Raw genomic sequence first — 14,736 nt, forward strand, 5'->3', positions numbered from 1 at the left:
AGTCGTCCAGACGCTGGGTCAGCAACGATGCGCGAAGCGCCGACCATGAAGCAGCCGTACATCCAGCCGAAAGGGCCCTCACTGCGCGGCGGATTCAAGGGGTCGTAGCAACACCACTGATCAACTGAGCCAAGAGCTCAGCGAGACGCCCGGCTGGGGTTTCCCAGCCGGGCGTCTCGCGTGGTCGGCCGTTTCGCGTGGTCGGCCGTTCAGTCCGGCGGCGATGGCGGCGAGGTGCTCGGGGCTGCGGATCGACAGATCGGCGCCCTTGGGGAAGTGCTGGTCGTCAGCGCCGGACGGGAGCGCAGGAGTAGCTGCCGGCGTCGGCCGGATCGCCGTGACCGGTGTAGCGGGAGACGAACGGGTACCGGCACAACTCGCGCCTCATCGTCTTGCCGGAGGAGTCCGTGATGGCGGCGCTCAGCGTCTGCGGAGCCTTGCCCTGTTCGACCCAGGCCGTCAGGGCACCAAGGGCGTCGGTGGGCTTCGGGCCGGTGCTCGTGTCTCCTGCGCAGTGGGAGACGCCCGGTGCCAGGAACACCCGGTAGAAGTCGTCGACCCGGCGCGCACCGCCCATGGCAAGCTCCACCCGCCGGCGGTAGTCCACGGTGCCCTGGGCCGGAATCAGCTGGTCGGCCTGGCCGTGCCAGGTGAGGAGCTTGCCGCCGGACCTGCGGAACGCCGACAGGTCGGGGTCGTCGGTGCCGGTGATCGTGTCGTACTCGGCCTGGGACTGCTTGAACAGCTTGGCGAACTCGGCGTAGGTGATCGTCGAGAGGTCGTAGGAGGGCTGCCGCTTCAGCCACGTCGCGACCCAGGCGGCCGGGACCGGGAACGGCGCGCCCATGCGGTTGCCGTCCGCGTCGGGCTGGGTGCCGGCGAGGTCGAAGCCGGCTCCGATCGGTACGCCGGACCACAGCTTCGTGCCGGACGGGGTGCGGGGGCCGTCCCAGATCTTGCGTACGACGGCCGCGTCGGCCGCGGTGATGGTCTCCTGCTTGCCCTCGCACTCGACCGTCCTGCCGACGAGCCGGCGCGGGTCGAAGTCGCACGTGGAAGGGTCGCCGATGAGCCCGTCGCGGGCGCCGTCGAGCGGGTCGCAGGCCTTGACGGCGGCCTGGTTGAACAGGTTGAGCTCGCAGGGGGCGGGGAAGGTGTTCTCCTCGTTCATCACCACCTGCGGCCACAGGGTCGCGACCTCGAACTCGTCCCAGTTGATCGCCGGAGCGGTGGCCAGGATGCCGTCGTAGTCGCCGGGGTGGCGCTGGGCCTCCATGTAGCCCTGGCGGCCTCCGGTCGAGCAGCCGTTCCAGTACGAGTAGGAGGCGGGCTTGCCGTACACCTTGGCGATGACCTGCTTGGCGACGACCGTCATCTCGTGCTGTGAGCGGTCGGCGAAGTTCTTCAGCAGCGCCGTGTTCACCTCGCCCGCGCTGTTCAGGGCCCAGGTGGTGTCCAGGTAGGTGCCGACGCCGGCGTCGGTGGTCGCGGCGGCGTAGCCGCTCTTGATCGCGCCGGCCAGGCCCGCGCCGTAGTCGCCGGCGGCGAAGGCGCTGCCGCCCAATGCCTGGAAACGGCCGGTCCAGCCCGTCTCAGGCAGCCAGATCTGCACCTTGGCGTGGTCGCCGACGCCCGGGTGAGTGAGCGTGACGGTGACCGCGCAGTGGGCCGGCACGCCGGGGATGTCGGCACCGGGCAGCGGCGTCACCGGCGGGACGTTCACGGTGCCCGCCTCCCGGTGCTGCGCCGTCACGGATTCCACCGTGGTGCCTGCCGGGGCGGTCACGGCGATGGACGAGCAGGTGAAGGGGGTGGCGACGGCAGCCGCGGCACCGGTCGGCAGGCACATCGCCGCCGCAAGCGGCACACCGGCCGCGAGAATGATCAGAAAGCGCTTCATGACGTTCCTTTCGCTGAAGTTCAGGTCGTCAGCTGTTGGGGTGCGTCTCACTGTCGTTCGCGGCCGACACCCGGCACATCAGTCAGTTGACGGTCAGCACCGGCGAGCCGCTCCGGGCGCACGTCACACGCGCTGCGGCGCACTCAGCGGGCCGCATGCGGGGCATGCGCGCGGCTCTTCCGCCCATGGCGCGCGCGGTGCCGCCCGTGCTCACGTCGCCGACTGAAGAGTCGAATGGCTTAACGCGCCGAGGCGCGCACACGACCGCCACGCAAGGCGAGGTTGCCCATCGACCAGCGCCGTTGTGCTGCCGAACGTCGGTCAGGCCGACTCCTCATGCCTGACCGTCAAATGACCGATGTGGCCGCGGCCCTTCCCGGATGACAGTGATGGCGCCAGATTCACCACCTTCGTCCCAAGCTTTGAAAGGGGAATTCCGTGGCCAGCAGCAAGGGTGTACGCAGCAGGGGGCTCACGTGGGGCGCCCTGTCGACGGTCGCGATCGGTCTCCTGACCACCGCCGTCGCCACGCCCGCCCTCGCGGCGGACAAGCCCGCCAAACCGACCATCGTGCTGGAGCACGGCGCCTTCGCCGACGCCTCCAGCTGGAACGCGGTGATCAAAGAGCTGCGCGCGGACGGCTATCCCGTCGTCGCCGCGGCCAACCCGCTGCGCGGACCGGCCCACGACGCGGCAGCACTCCGCAGCGTCCTCGATCACGTCGCCGGACCCAAGATCCTCGTCGGGCACTCCTACGGCGGCTCGGTCATCAGCGTCGCCGGCGCGAACGACCCCCAGGTCAAGGCCCTCGTGTACGTCGCCGCCTTCCTGCCCGCCCCCGGCGAGACCGCCCTGGAGCTGACGAACAAGTACCCCGGCTCCACCCTCCCCGCCACCCTCGACCCCACCCCTTTCGCCCTCCCCGACGGCACTGCCGGAACCGACCTGTACATCAAGCCCGGCAAGTTCCACCACCAGTTCGCCGCCGACGTACCGGCCGGCACCGCGGCCCTCATGGCCGCCACCCAGCGGCCCATCGCCCAGTCCGCCCTGGAGGAGACGACCGAGGCCGCCGCATGGAAGGACAAGCCCACCTGGGCCGTCATCACGACCCAGGACCTCAACATCCCGGCCGAAGTGCAGCGCTACATGGCCAAGCGCGCCCACGCGCACTCCGTCGAAGTACGCGCCTCCCATTCCGTCGCCGTCTCCCAGCCCAAGACCGTGGCGGGCGTCATCGAGAAGGCCGCACGCACCACCCGATAGCCCCACGACCCGAAAGAAGGATCACAACCATGGACATGAAGCTCGAAGTCGTCGTCCTGCCCGTATCCGACGTCGACCGCGCCAAGGACTTCTACACCCGGCAGCTCGGTTTCCGCCTCGACGCGGACTTCCCCATCAACGACGGTTACCGGATCATCCAGGTCACTCCCCCCGGTTCGGCCTGCTCGATCATCTTCGGCGACGGCCTCACCGACGCCGAACCCGGCGCGGTCGAGGGGCTGCACCTGATCGTGTCCGACATCGAGCAAGCCCACAGGGAACTGGCCGGCCGCGGCGTCGACGTCACCGGCCCGTTCCACGACGCCACCGGCGCTTTCCACCAGGCCGGCGAGACCAGCCGCGTCATGGGCCTGCACCCGCAGCGTGCCAGCTACGGCTCCTTCGCCTCGTTCGCCGACCCCGACGGCAACCGCTGGTTCCTGCAGCAGATCATCGAACGGCTGCCCGGCCGCTGACCAGCGGCATCCCCGAGACACGGCCACACGATGGAGGACCAGTGACCAACGTAGACACCCGTACCTATGACGTGGTCGTGATCGGGGCCGGCCCGGTCGGCGAGAACGTCGCCGACCGGACCACCGCCGCCGGCCTGAGCACCGTCATCGTGGAAAGCGAACTCGTCGGCGGTGAATGCTCCTACTGGGCGTGCGAACCGAGCAAAGCCCTGCTGCGCCCCGCACTCCTGCGTGCCGACGCCGGACGGGTGCCCGGCCTGGGCCCGGCCGCCGCCGGACCGCTGGACACCGCCGCCGTACTGGCGCATCGCGACCGCATGGCCGCCCACTGGAACGACGACGGCCAGGTCGAATGGCTCAAAACGGCCGGCATCGACCTCCAGCGCGGCCACGGCCGCCTCGACGGGCCACGACGCGTGGCCGTGACCACCCCCGACGGCGGAACCATCCGCCTGCTGGCCCGGCACGCCGTGGCCGTGTGCACCGGCAGTACAGCCGCCCTCCCCGACCTGCCCGGGCTCGCTGCCCTGCGCCCCTGGACCAGCCGCGAAGCCACCAGCGCCCCGCAGCCGCCCGGACGACTCGTCATCGTCGGCGCGGGCGTCGTGGCCACCGAGATGGCCACCGCCTGGCAGTCCCTCGGCACCGAGGTCACCCTCCTCGCCCACGGCGCCCGCCTGCTGCCGCAGATGGAACCCTTCGCCGGCGAACTCGTCGCCGACCGCCTGCGAGAAGCGGGCACCGACCTGCGGTTCGGCGTGACCGTCACCACCGCTGCCCGTACGGGCGGCGAGGTCGGCATCACCCTCTCCGGCGGCGGCCGACTCACCGCGGACGAGATCCTCTTCGCCATCGGCCGCGCGCCCCGCACCGGCGACATCGGCCTCGAGACCGTCGGCCTGATCCCCGGCGACTGGCTCACCACCGACGACTCCCTCACCGTCACCGCCGCCCCGGGCGACTGGCTCTACGCCGTGGGTGACGTCAACCGGCGGGCCCTGCTCACCCACCAGGGCAAGTTAGGCGCCGAAAAAACGATGCTTAGCTGCGTCGGCGCTGGGAGAGGTAGGTACTGGCGGATCTTGCCGGGCACGTGCGGCCGCTGGTCGCCGAGCGAGATGCCCAGCGTCGGGAACTGGTTGGCGATCTCCCGCGCGGTGAGAGGGCCCGGCGCTGTAGCTGTGTGACCTGGCGTTCGCGAGGGTGAAATCGAGATCCGGTGGGTAGTGCTCGAGCACGCCGAGTACGCCGTGCCGAGTCCGGAACGCGAGGACTACCTGCGGACGCAGATCGCGCACCGATGAGGTTTCCGCGCCGCGCCCGTCTGTACGTGTGAGATCGACTCACAGGAGGCTGACACGATGCGGAAACTGACCTTCGCCATGAACATGAGCCTGGACGGCTACATCGCCGCGCCCGGCGACGACCTCGGCTGGAGCGTGCCGAGCGACGAGCTGTTCCAGTGGTGGTCCGACCGGGTGGACGCGACGGGCCTGGCGCTGTACGGGCGCAAGCTGTGGGAGACGATGAGCTCCCACTGGCCGACCGCCGACCAGCAGCCGGGTGCCACACCGGCGGCGATCGAGTTCGCCGGCCGCTGGCGGGACATGCCGAAGGTGGTGTTCTCCTCGACGATCGACACGGTCGACTGGAACACCCGTCTGGTCACCGGCGACGCGGTCGCCGAGATCACCCGGCTCAAGGCCGACGACTTCGGCTCCATGGACATCGGCGGCGCAACGCTCGCCGGGGCGGCCATGCGGGCAGGGCTGATCGACGAGTACGCGATCGTCACCCATCCGGTCCTGGTGGGCGGCGGCACGCCGTTCTTCACCGCCCTGGACAGCTGGGTGAACCTGAGCCTGGTGGAGACCCGGACGTTTCCCGACGGCGTGGTGCTGACCCGATACGAGACGAGACGATGAGCACGGGCCACATGCTCGGCTCATGAGACCAGGCCGAAATCCTTCCTGGCATGCTCACCGTGACCCTCGGCTATGAGGGAACCTTCCCCGGCCCTTCCTTGCGTTCCGAGTGAGCTGTTGACCTACTCGCTGGAGATGAGGATGATGATCTTCGGGCATGAAGATGCCCCGCCGGCAACGCCGGCGGGGACGTGGTCTTCGCGTTGCCGCGTTGGTGTTCAGCTGGTCGGGGTGCTCATGCCGCGGTGACTTCGGTGACGCCGGCCCGCGCGCTGGACTCGTCGACGATGAGGACCTGTCTGATCACAGCGTCGCGGGCAGGCCCAGCCATGGTTTGTCGGTGGCGTCGAATCCGGTGAGCTCGGCGACCTTCCCGTCGACGACGTGCAGGACCGCGATGGCAAACAGCCGGTACTCCGGATCGCCGGGGGCGCGGAGGTACAGCACGGCGGCAGGCATGCGGTTGACCATCGTGGTGATACAGCGCCAGTCGTCGTAGCCGCACTGGAAGAGCCCACCGGAGACCCAGCCGTCCACCGCGTCCTTGGCCGTGACGACCAAGGTGCCCGGATCGGGCAGCATCGCGAAGCGCAGGTCGTCGCGCAGCAGGGACATCAGCCCGTCCAGGTCGTTGCGCTCATGGGCGTCGATGTACGACTTCACCACGCCGCGCTCGTCATCCGACAGCTCGTGTGTGGCGGGGCTCCGCCAGTCGAGGCGGCGGTCGGGCAGCTGCTCGCGCATCGTCACGCGCGCCCGCTGCAGTGCGCTGGTCACCGATGCGACGGTCAGCTCGAGGGCGTCGGCGGCTTTCGACGTCGGCCAGCCGAGGACGTCGCGCAGGATGAACGCCGCCCGCTGCCGCGGCGGCAGGTGCTGGACGGCGACGATGAACGCCAGCTCGATCGTCTCCCGCGCCACCACCGATTCCTGCGGGTCCTCGGGGAGCATCCGGTCGGGGTAGGGCTGCAGGTACAGCACCTCGGAGCCGGGGTCCGGCAGCCCGGACGGTACGGGTGTGCGGTCGTTGCGCTTTACCAGGAAGTCGAGGCAGGCGTTCGTCGCGATCCGGTACAGCCAGGTCCGCAAAGCCGCGTGGCCCTTGAACGACTCCCGCTTGTTCCACGCTCGCAGGAACGTCTCCTGCGTCATGTCCTGGGCGTCCTCGTAGTTCGCGAGCATCCGGTAGCAGTGCACCTGCAGCTCACGCCGGTGGCGCTCCGTGAGGAGCGCGAACCGCGCCGGGTCGCCTGAGCGGACCGCCGCGATGAACGGGGCCTCGTCGGCGCCCAGCGGTCTGCCGTCGGTCATGGTCATCAATCCTTCCACCGGTGCGAGAGGGCTGACAGAACTGACGACGTGGCGGAGGATTTCTGATCGGTGAAGCCGCTGACACCGGGCCGCCGCTGGGTCGCCGAACGGACCCTCGGCTGGCTCATGCTCCACCGCTGGCTGGTCAGCGCCATTCCCAGTACGGGCCACGCCTGCCGTCTGCGACGGTGCAGCCGCGTGGTGTCCATCTCGCTGCGTAAACTGTTGGCTCGTGTGCCTGTCTGTGATGTCAACGTGCACACTGACGGTTTTTCGTTCGACCGAAGGACTGAGCCGTGCCCGACCGACCTGAGATTGTCTGCATCTGCGGCTCTACCCGGTTCGTGGACGAGATGCGTGCGGCGAACCGTGATCTGACCTTCGCGGGTGTCATCGTCGTCGCGCCAGGCGAAGCAGACGAGTTGATCACCAACGAGCAGAAGACCGAGCTGGACTCCCTCCACCTGCGCAAGATCGACCTGGCTGACCGGGTTCTGGTCGTCAACCCCGGCGGGTACATCGGCGAGTCCACGAGCAGGGAGATCGCATATGCCCACGCCACCGGCAAGCCGATCTCGTTCACCGATCCCGTCTGACCAGTAGACGCTTCGTGGTGCGCGCGGGCAACGAGCCTCGGTCAGCCTCGGAGCGTGTTGCTAGAGGATCTTCGAAGTCGTCGGGCGCAGCCTTGTGCTTGTGTCGCGTGACGTGATCTCTGATGAGGCGTGGGCCGTGCTCGGGCCTCTGTTTCCCGCTGTGAAGGCTACGGGCCGTCCGCCGGTAGACCGACGCATGGTGGTCGAGGCGACGGCGTGGCGATTTCGCACCGGGGCGCCGTGGCGTGATCTTCGACCGCTGGTCGAAGGTCGGGGTCTGGGCGCGCGTCCTCGAGCAGGTCCAGGCGATGGCTCACCAGGGCGGCGACGGTGACTGGATCGCGTCGATCGACTCCACGATCGTGCGTGTCCACCAGCACGGCACGACCCTGCCCAGGGACACAGGGGGCACGGTCGAACTACAAGAAGTTCGGAGATGAACCCGCTGATCACGCGATCGGCCGCTCCCGTGGCGGGTTGACGTCCAAGACGCACCTGGTCGCCGCCGTGCAAGGGGCGGGCGCTGGCGTTGTCCTGACCGGTGGCAGGTCGTGGAGACGACCATGCTGCCCGACACGCTCGACGAGATCCGCGTGGCTGGCGCGACCGGACGGCCACGTCAGCGCCCGGACCGGCTGCTGGCGGATAAGTGCTACCCGTCCAGGGCGAACCGGGCGTGGCTGCGCTAGCGCGGCATCGCCACGACGATCCCGGAACGTGACGACCAGATCGCCCACCGCCGCAACCGACCTGGCCGCCCGATCGACTTCGGTGACGAGCAGCGGCAGCGGTACCGGGGCCGCAACGTCGTCGAGCGCTGCTTCAACAAGCTCAAGCAGTGGCGCGAGCTCGCGATGCGATCAGACAAGACCGCCCGCAACCACCACTCCGGTCAGTGCCTCGCCGCCACACTCCACTGGGTCCAGACCTTCAGCAACACGGCCTAGTAGTCGACCAACCACCCGCCGTACCGGAGCCCACCCCCGCCTACCTGCAGGAACGGCGCAGATGGTGGCTGGTGGGGCCAGCCTTACCGACAGGCCGACAGCGGTGGCAGGACGTGCTCGAAGCCGGGCAGCCTGGCCTGCGCGACGGAGGCGTACAGGTGCTTGTCGAACCGGTGCAGGCGTGATCGGAGTCGCATGTGTATCTCTTGCCCAGCTTCGTCGACGTTTACAGGACGCGTTTGGCTCCCGGCAGGGACCGCACCAGGTAGGCCAGGCCCCAGCACAGCGGCAGGGCCAGAACCGCGACGACGGCGAACTTGACGATCGCGGCGGCGTGCAGCGCGCTGAAGGCGTAGGACAGGCCCACCAGCACGACGGGGTGGATGAAGTAGACGGTGTAGGCCTGGTCGGACAGGAACCTGCCGCGCGGCCCCTGCCGGTTGAGGCGCTCGCGGAAGGTCACCAGCAGGCCGATGGTGATCCCCACCGCGAACACCGCCTCCCACGTCGCCGCCGCCAGCTCCGACGGCACGCCCTGGGTCGCGAACCGGACGGGCAGCAGCACCAGCGAGCAGGCCGCCGCCGCCGCGAAGCCGAGCCTGCCCGCCCTCCTCGACAGCGCGTCGAACCAGCCGTGCCTGAAGGCCAGCGTGCCGAGGACGAACATGCTGACGTACTGGGGCAGGTGCGAGGGCGTGGGCAGGCCGAGCACCGGCACGTACAGGCCGGTGGGGACGACCAGCCGCCACAGGAAGGTGGAGGCAGCCAGCGCGAGCGTGTACCCGGCGATCGCCGCGAGCCCCGGCGCGCCCTGGGGCACGGGGCGAGGGGCCCTGCCGTAGCGGCGGACGAGGGCGTAGCCGGCGACGAGGACGAGCAGCACCTCCACGAACCACATCGGGCCCGGGTCCCAGGAGGCGAGGTAGAACTGCCAGTACGGCAGGTCCATCTGCCTGTAGATGCCGAAGGTGGCCAGCGGCCGCAGCAGCAGGAGGAAGACGAGCAGGGGGATGCCGAGCCGTACCAGCCGGTCCCTGAGGAACGGGCGGGCGCCCTTGCGGTCGTGGGAGCCGGGGGTGAAGAAGCCGGACAGCAGGAAGAACAAGCCCATGAAGAAGGCCTGGTCGAACATGACCAGGACGTCGAGGGCGAGCCCGGAGGGGTCCTGGGCGGGCTCGACGTGGTACCAGACGGGGATGTTGCCGTAGGTGAGGGCGACGTGGTGCAGGACGACCAGCACGGTGAGGGTCACGCGCAGGTTGTCGACGTAGGCCAGGCGCTTCATCGCACCGCCCTGAGGAAGATCTCGACCAGTTCCCTGGCGTGGGCGTCGAGGTCGTGCTCGGGGTAGGCCGCCCAGTAGGCGAACATGTTGTCCACCGCCGAGGAGTGGGTGATCGCCATGACGCGGGTGTCGAACTGGCGGAACTCGCCGGTGCTCTGGCCGAAGCGGTAGATGCGCTCCAGCGACTCGTAGAGCTCCTCGTTGGCGGTGATGCCGTAGCGGGGTGAGCCGTCGGGCAGCCGGAGGTTGTGGAAGATCTCCCCCAGCGCCATGAGCTGGACGCGGTGGATATCGTCGACGGCCACGTGGTCGCCGAAGGCTTTACGGAGTTCGACGATGCGGAGGGCGGGCTCCCGTTGTGTTGGCATGCCTTGAGAATCGCGCGGCGGCGGGGGCGGCGGATCGTCCGGCCGGAGAGCGGGATGGTGGATTTCGGCATCAACCGATCGGTTGATGCGGGGAGAGCGGCTGGTCCGTGGCGCGGGTCCCAGCGCCGCTGTCCACCTGCACATGCTCCAACGCCAGGCTGTCGTGCGTAATGGCTGCGCTGCTCGCGACAGAGATCGGCAGACCGCACCCTCCAGCGCTACCTCAAGCCCAGCAAAGAAGGCACCCACCGTCTCCTCGACGGGCTCGACGCCCAGCGAGGGACCTGGACGCCCAACGCCGACGAAACCATCCCGACATCCGCCTGGAGTAGCCCGCTACTCCCGGTGGCGTAGTGCGGCCGGTGGTTGATCCCGGTGCGGTAGCGCAGTTGCCTTCCCTGGGGGGACGCCCCTGACCAGCACCCCCACAACAATTGCCGCTCGTGAGAGCCCGTGCGCCGCGGTCTGGGTGCACGGGCACCGATCATGAGAGGACGGATGTCGTGAAGATCAGCCTGGTGACCCGGGCGAGTGCGGCCGTGCTGAGTGTCGTGGGCATGGTGATGGTGGCTCCCGCCGCTGAGGCGCGCTCCGGCGTGGATGACGCGAAGCTGACGTCGGCTCTGGAGGAGGTCCACCGGGCCGGCATGCCGGGGGTGCAGGGCGCCGTCCGCGCGGGTGGTCAGGCGTGGCGCGGCGCCTCCGGGGTCGCCGACCTGGCGACCGGCCGCCCCCTCAGGCCGGACATGCGCCATCGGGTCGGCAGCATCACCAAGACTTTCACCGCCGCCGCGATCATGCAGCAGGTCGAGAAGGGCCGCGTGCGGCTCGACGCGCCGATCAGCCGCTACCTGCCGCACGTGGTGCCGGGCGAGCGCGGCGAGAAGATCACGGTCCGGATGCTGCTCAACCACACCAGCGGCATCCCCGACTACCTCCTGGCGGCCTTCCCGTCCCTGGCGGACATGTCAGCCAAGAGCCTGGACGACAACCGGTTCAGGCGCTTCAGCCCGGCCGAGCTGATCACGATGGGGCTGGCGCTGCCCGCCCGGAAGCCGGGCAGCCTTCCCGGGGTGTACTCCAACACCAACTACCTCATCCTCGGCCTGCTCCTGGAGAAGGTGACCGGCACCACGGCCAAGGCCTACATCACCGAGCACGTCATCCGGCGCGCCGGGCTGCGGCACACCACGCTGCCGACCGGGCCCCGCATCAAGGGCCCGCACCCGCGGATGTACGAGGCGATGCACGGCCGGATCGACCCGCCACGCGACTACAGCGTCTACGACCCGTCGTGGGTGGGTGTGGGGGCGGCGCTGGTGTCGACCGTGGAGGATCTCAACCGCTTCTACGGCGCGCTGCTCGACGGCCGGATCGTCACCCGGGCGTCGCTGGCGCAGATGCAGCGCACGGTCCCGGTCTCCACCCAGGTCTACGAAGACAAGATCGACTACGGGCTGGGGCTGCACAAGGTCACGATCCCGGGCTGCGGCACCTTCTGGGGCCACAACGGCACCATGTGGGGGGCCGGGGCGGTGTCCCTGACCCGCGCCGACGGCGCCCGCCAGATGTCTTACGCGATCAACCTCGTCAGGTGGAACGCGTTGGACGCGTCGGGCAAGCCGCAGCCCCACCCCATTGACGAGGCGCTGTCGGCCTTCCAGCAGCAGGCGCTGTGCGCCACCGCCTAGCGGCCGGCTCGACCTGACCGGGCTGTTGCGCCCGATGCAGGCCCAGCGGTACGGCCCTGGCTGAGCACCGTCGTCGACGACAGCACCCGGGCCATTCTCGGCTGGGCGCTGTCTTCGACCCCGCACGCCGGCACCGTGCTGACCGCCCTGCACATGGCACTGGTCTACGACGTCGGACGCAGCCCGTTGGACGCCGTGCCCACCCAGAAACGCATCGACCGCGGCCTGGAGTTCGCCGCCGCCGTCTACGACGCGATGGCCGCCCTGTGCGTCCACATGACCGGCTGCCCGTCCGCCGGGCTCACCGCAAAGGCAAGACCGAAGGCCTGCACTGCGCCCTGCCCGGCTTCACCTGAAGGGCCACGTGATGCGGCGGGCAAGTCGATTCGGCGCCCCTGCGTGGGTCACAGGTCAGGCCGGACGGTGCCGCAACTGACCATCACCCCAGGTCAGCCATATCCGCCTGGTCGTCGCGGTTATTGCGGCAGTCCCACATAGGGACCGAAGCACGTGCTGAAGTCGCGATAGCAGGAGAAGTGTTCGAGGCCTTCGTTGGGGTTTCCGGTGGTCATCCAGACATTGACCTTGGTGGCCCCGCCGGCGACGTCCGCGTTGACGGGAAGGGTCGCGGGCCCAGATTCGTCGCACCAGGTGCTGGAACTCTGCCAGTCCAGCCGCCGCCCGGAGTCGGCTATCCGGGTGTCCGCGTACACCCGCCGGCACCCGACTGCCTTGAACGCTCCGGTGACACCGACCGATCGGTTGTACCAGGTGACCGTGCCCTTGTAGTAGCTCGCCCCGACCTGGATCGAAAAGGTGCTGGTGGGGTAGGCGGCGGCGGTGGCGGGCGCCGCCGCGAAGACCATCCCGGTAACCGAGGCCACCGCGGCCACGACCGCGCCGATCTTCCTCGTGCGGCTCTTCGCCTTCGTTGTGTCCTTCAGCCTCACCATGACAACCACTCCCAGGTTCCTCGAGTAACGGGTGCGCAAGCCACGTATCACCGTCGTGCGGAGGCGACCGCCTCAGATCGGGCGGTGAACGTTGCCGCCGTTGTTCGGCGACACCACTCAATCCCGCGTGGACCTTGTGCCGCAAAGCATTCGAGCCAGTTCAAATCCACCGCGACGACTGCTAGCGTCGGGGCGGTGCTCGCGCTGCGTGTAGACGCCGACACGGTGTCCAGGACCCGGTTGTCGCCCTCTCCGGCGTCGGAGTGCATGGCGTGGCTGAAGCTCACCGCCGCGTCGAGACGGCACCCGGTGTTCGGAGATCCCGGACCACTCGCCCGCGCGTCTCTTGCCCACCCGGACGTCGCCCTGCTCGCCGACCTGTTGCCGCAGAACGGCGACACCTACACGCCCGACCTGCTCACCCCGCAGCCAGGGACGGACGCACAGCGTCGTGACCTGCTCGACGAGCAGATCGCGCAAATCGAGGCCACAGCGCAGGACGACCTCGAAACCCAGGTCTTCACCCACACCCGGACCCACTGGAGCAGGCCACTACGGGCCACGACCCGCCGGATCGCGGAGTCGGGGCGGATGCAGCGACGTCTCGCCAACGGGCTCGCCCTGTTCTGGCGGGATGCCCTCTCCGACTGCTGGCCCGAACTGCGCTCCATCCTGGATCAGGACATCGCCCATCGCGCGACGGCCATCGCCACCCACGGCGTCGGCCGAGCGATCGGAGCACTCCACCCCGACATCGATTGGGCTGGCGACGCGGTTACCCTCGCCAAGTGGGGGGATGGCGAAATCGATGTCACCGGCCGGGACCTGGTCCTCGCCCCCAGCGTGCTCAACTGGCCCCACGTCATCATCCAGGTCGATGTCCCCGGGCAGTTCGTCCTCTACTACCCCGCCCAGCGAGTCGGAGCCAGCCGGGACCGCAGCTCCAGAGGGATCGCGCCCGTGGTCGGCAACGCCCGAGCAGCCCTGCTGGCGGACCTCGAAACCGCCCGGTCGACCGCAGAACTCGCCACCCGGATCGGATACAGCCCGGGCACCGTCTCCTACCACCTCAACGCACTGCACCGCGCACGCCTCGTCACCAAGGTCAGAGAGGGGCGCTACGTGTTGTACCAGCGGACCGCACAGGCAGCACGTCTGCTGGAAGAACCCCGCGACTAGCCGGCCGACCACAGATCGATGGCGACCAGCCCGATGTTCGCTCGGGAACCCGAACACCTTCACTCGAACTCGAAGTCATCAACCGGCCGTACAGCTCCACCCGGCACCACCGACCATTACGACGAGTGAGGGATCTTGCTGAGATTGTGTGTCGCACCGACTGTCATCCGTTGTCGTTCGCCACTGACGTTTCGTGTCGCTCAACAACTCCCCCAGCCTCCCCACAACGACTCGCGCGCGATGGGGCCATCGACGGGTGCACGGGAAGCCTATGCGGCTCGGCTTGCAGGTCAGCGCGGCGACCGTGTGGCACATCCTGCGTTCCCGCCGTTTCGGCCCGGCGCCCAGGCTTCTCGACACCTGCTGGCGGACCTTCTCACGGTCGCAGCCCGAAGGCCTTCTGGCCTGCGGTGCCGAAGACGTCGCCGGACGTCGGAGCACTCTTCAAGGCGGTCGATCAGGGCGGCATCTCCCATGAGCTGCAGGAGATCGTGGGTCTGCGCGCCAGTCAGATCAACCGCTGCAGCGCCTGCGTGCACGCCCACGCCCAGGCCCTGCCCAAGACCGGGGAAAGCGTGGAGCGGATCTCCGCCGTCGCCGCATGGCGGGAGGCGCCGTTCTTCACCGACGCCGAGCGGGCCGCGCCGGAACTGACCGAGGTGGTCACCCGGCTGGCGGACCTTTCCGGTGCGGCGGTGAACGACGAGCTGTGGGACCTGATCTCCGACCACTTCGACGAGAAGCAGATCTCCGCGCTGCTCCTGCTCATCGGGTTGACCAACCTGTTCAACCGGCTCAATGCCGCCATCAAGGAGCCCGCCGGCGCCACCCGGACGTGA

16 protein-coding genes are annotated in these 14,736 nt (G+C 69.1%); 11 read left to right on the plus strand and 5 right to left on the minus strand.

Annotated elements, in window-relative coordinates; translation table 11 throughout:
- Nucleotides 1-286: 286 nt before the first annotated feature.
- Complete coding sequence (locus FHR33_RS43150) at nucleotides 287-1,900, minus strand: tannase/feruloyl esterase family alpha/beta hydrolase (RefSeq protein WP_183660830.1); 1,614 nt, start codon at nucleotides 1,898-1,900, stop codon at nucleotides 287-289.
- Nucleotides 1,901-2,338: 438 nt separating this feature from the next.
- Between FHR33_RS43150 and FHR33_RS43155 the strand changes: the two genes are divergently transcribed.
- The 4 genes from FHR33_RS43155 to FHR33_RS43170 all read left to right on the plus strand — a co-directional run bounded on the left by FHR33_RS43155 (nucleotide 2,339) and on the right by FHR33_RS43170 (nucleotide 5,567).
- Complete coding sequence (locus FHR33_RS43155; RefSeq protein WP_183660832.1) at nucleotides 2,339-3,166, plus strand: alpha/beta fold hydrolase; 828 nt, start codon at nucleotides 2,339-2,341, stop codon at nucleotides 3,164-3,166.
- 29 nt (nucleotides 3,167-3,195) lie between these two features.
- Complete coding sequence (locus tag FHR33_RS43160) at nucleotides 3,196-3,642, plus strand: VOC family protein (RefSeq protein ID WP_183660834.1); 447 nt, start codon at nucleotides 3,196-3,198, stop codon at nucleotides 3,640-3,642.
- 41 nt (nucleotides 3,643-3,683) lie between these two features.
- Nucleotides 3,684-4,829, plus strand: a complete 1,146-nt coding sequence (locus tag FHR33_RS43165; protein ID WP_183660836.1) for a dihydrolipoyl dehydrogenase family protein — start codon at nucleotides 3,684-3,686, stop codon at nucleotides 4,827-4,829.
- Nucleotides 4,830-5,003: 174 nt separating this feature from the next.
- Entirely contained in the window at nucleotides 5,004-5,567 is a 564-nt protein-coding gene (locus FHR33_RS43170) for a dihydrofolate reductase family protein (protein ID WP_183660838.1), read from the plus strand.
- Nucleotides 5,568-5,870: 303 nt separating this feature from the next.
- On the opposite strand, the gene FHR33_RS43175 is transcribed toward FHR33_RS43170, so the two are convergent.
- Nucleotides 5,871-6,878, minus strand: coding sequence for an RNA polymerase subunit sigma-70 (locus FHR33_RS43175; protein WP_183660840.1), 1,008 nt, complete (start codon nucleotides 6,876-6,878; stop codon nucleotides 5,871-5,873).
- Nucleotides 6,879-7,222: 344 nt separating this feature from the next.
- Here FHR33_RS43175 and FHR33_RS43180 point away from each other — a divergent pair, with 344 nt between their 5' ends.
- From FHR33_RS43180 to FHR33_RS49445, 4 genes are all read left to right on the plus strand, one after another.
- On the plus strand, nucleotides 7,223-7,474 hold the full coding sequence (locus tag FHR33_RS43180) for a hypothetical protein (protein ID WP_434094492.1): 252 nt from the start codon (nucleotides 7,223-7,225) through the stop codon (nucleotides 7,472-7,474).
- Between the two features lie 136 nt (nucleotides 7,475-7,610).
- Nucleotides 7,611-7,808, plus strand: coding sequence for a transposase (locus tag FHR33_RS53510; protein WP_376773325.1), 198 nt, complete (start codon nucleotides 7,611-7,613; stop codon nucleotides 7,806-7,808).
- Nucleotides 7,720-7,914, plus strand: coding sequence for a hypothetical protein (locus FHR33_RS49440; protein WP_221242704.1), 195 nt, complete (start codon nucleotides 7,720-7,722; stop codon nucleotides 7,912-7,914). Before FHR33_RS53510 ends, FHR33_RS49440 begins: the two co-directional genes overlap by 89 nt.
- A 111-nt stretch (nucleotides 7,915-8,025) precedes the next feature.
- The gene (locus FHR33_RS49445; protein WP_221242530.1) at nucleotides 8,026-8,163 is read left to right on the plus strand and encodes a hypothetical protein; all 138 of its coding nucleotides are present in this window, start codon (nucleotides 8,026-8,028) and stop codon (nucleotides 8,161-8,163) included.
- 484 nt (nucleotides 8,164-8,647) lie between these two features.
- On the opposite strand, the gene FHR33_RS43190 is transcribed toward FHR33_RS49445, so the two are convergent.
- The gene (locus FHR33_RS43190) at nucleotides 8,648-9,706 is read right to left on the minus strand and encodes an acyltransferase family protein (RefSeq protein ID WP_183660844.1); all 1,059 of its coding nucleotides are present in this window, start codon (nucleotides 9,704-9,706) and stop codon (nucleotides 8,648-8,650) included.
- The gene (locus FHR33_RS43195; protein ID WP_183660846.1) at nucleotides 9,703-10,074 is read right to left on the minus strand and encodes a hypothetical protein; all 372 of its coding nucleotides are present in this window, start codon (nucleotides 10,072-10,074) and stop codon (nucleotides 9,703-9,705) included. The genes FHR33_RS43190 and FHR33_RS43195 overlap by 4 nt, the downstream gene beginning before the upstream one ends.
- A 503-nt stretch (nucleotides 10,075-10,577) precedes the next feature.
- On the opposite strand from FHR33_RS43195, the gene FHR33_RS43200 reads away from it, so the two are divergent.
- Nucleotides 10,578-11,765: a serine hydrolase domain-containing protein gene (locus FHR33_RS43200; RefSeq protein ID WP_312896039.1), complete on the plus strand. Its 1,188-nt coding sequence runs from the start codon at nucleotides 10,578-10,580 to the stop codon at nucleotides 11,763-11,765.
- Between the two features lie 476 nt (nucleotides 11,766-12,241).
- Here the strand turns inward: FHR33_RS43200 and FHR33_RS43205 are convergent, their stop codons facing one another.
- The gene (locus tag FHR33_RS43205; RefSeq protein WP_183660848.1) at nucleotides 12,242-12,718 is read right to left on the minus strand and encodes a hypothetical protein; all 477 of its coding nucleotides are present in this window, start codon (nucleotides 12,716-12,718) and stop codon (nucleotides 12,242-12,244) included.
- Between the two features lie 195 nt (nucleotides 12,719-12,913).
- Between FHR33_RS43205 and FHR33_RS43210 the strand changes: the two genes are divergently transcribed.
- Together FHR33_RS43210 and FHR33_RS51215 are read left to right on the plus strand one after the other, a co-directional pair.
- Nucleotides 12,914-13,897, plus strand: coding sequence for a DUF5937 family protein (locus FHR33_RS43210; protein ID WP_183660850.1), 984 nt, complete (start codon nucleotides 12,914-12,916; stop codon nucleotides 13,895-13,897).
- A gap of 410 nt (nucleotides 13,898-14,307) precedes the next feature.
- Nucleotides 14,308-14,736, plus strand: coding sequence for a carboxymuconolactone decarboxylase family protein (locus FHR33_RS51215; RefSeq protein ID WP_183660857.1), 429 nt, complete (start codon nucleotides 14,308-14,310; stop codon nucleotides 14,734-14,736).

This window comes from Nonomuraea dietziae (assembly GCF_014195505.1).
In the GTDB taxonomy this organism is placed as follows: Bacteria; Actinomycetota; Actinomycetes; order Streptosporangiales; family Streptosporangiaceae; genus Nonomuraea; species Nonomuraea roseola.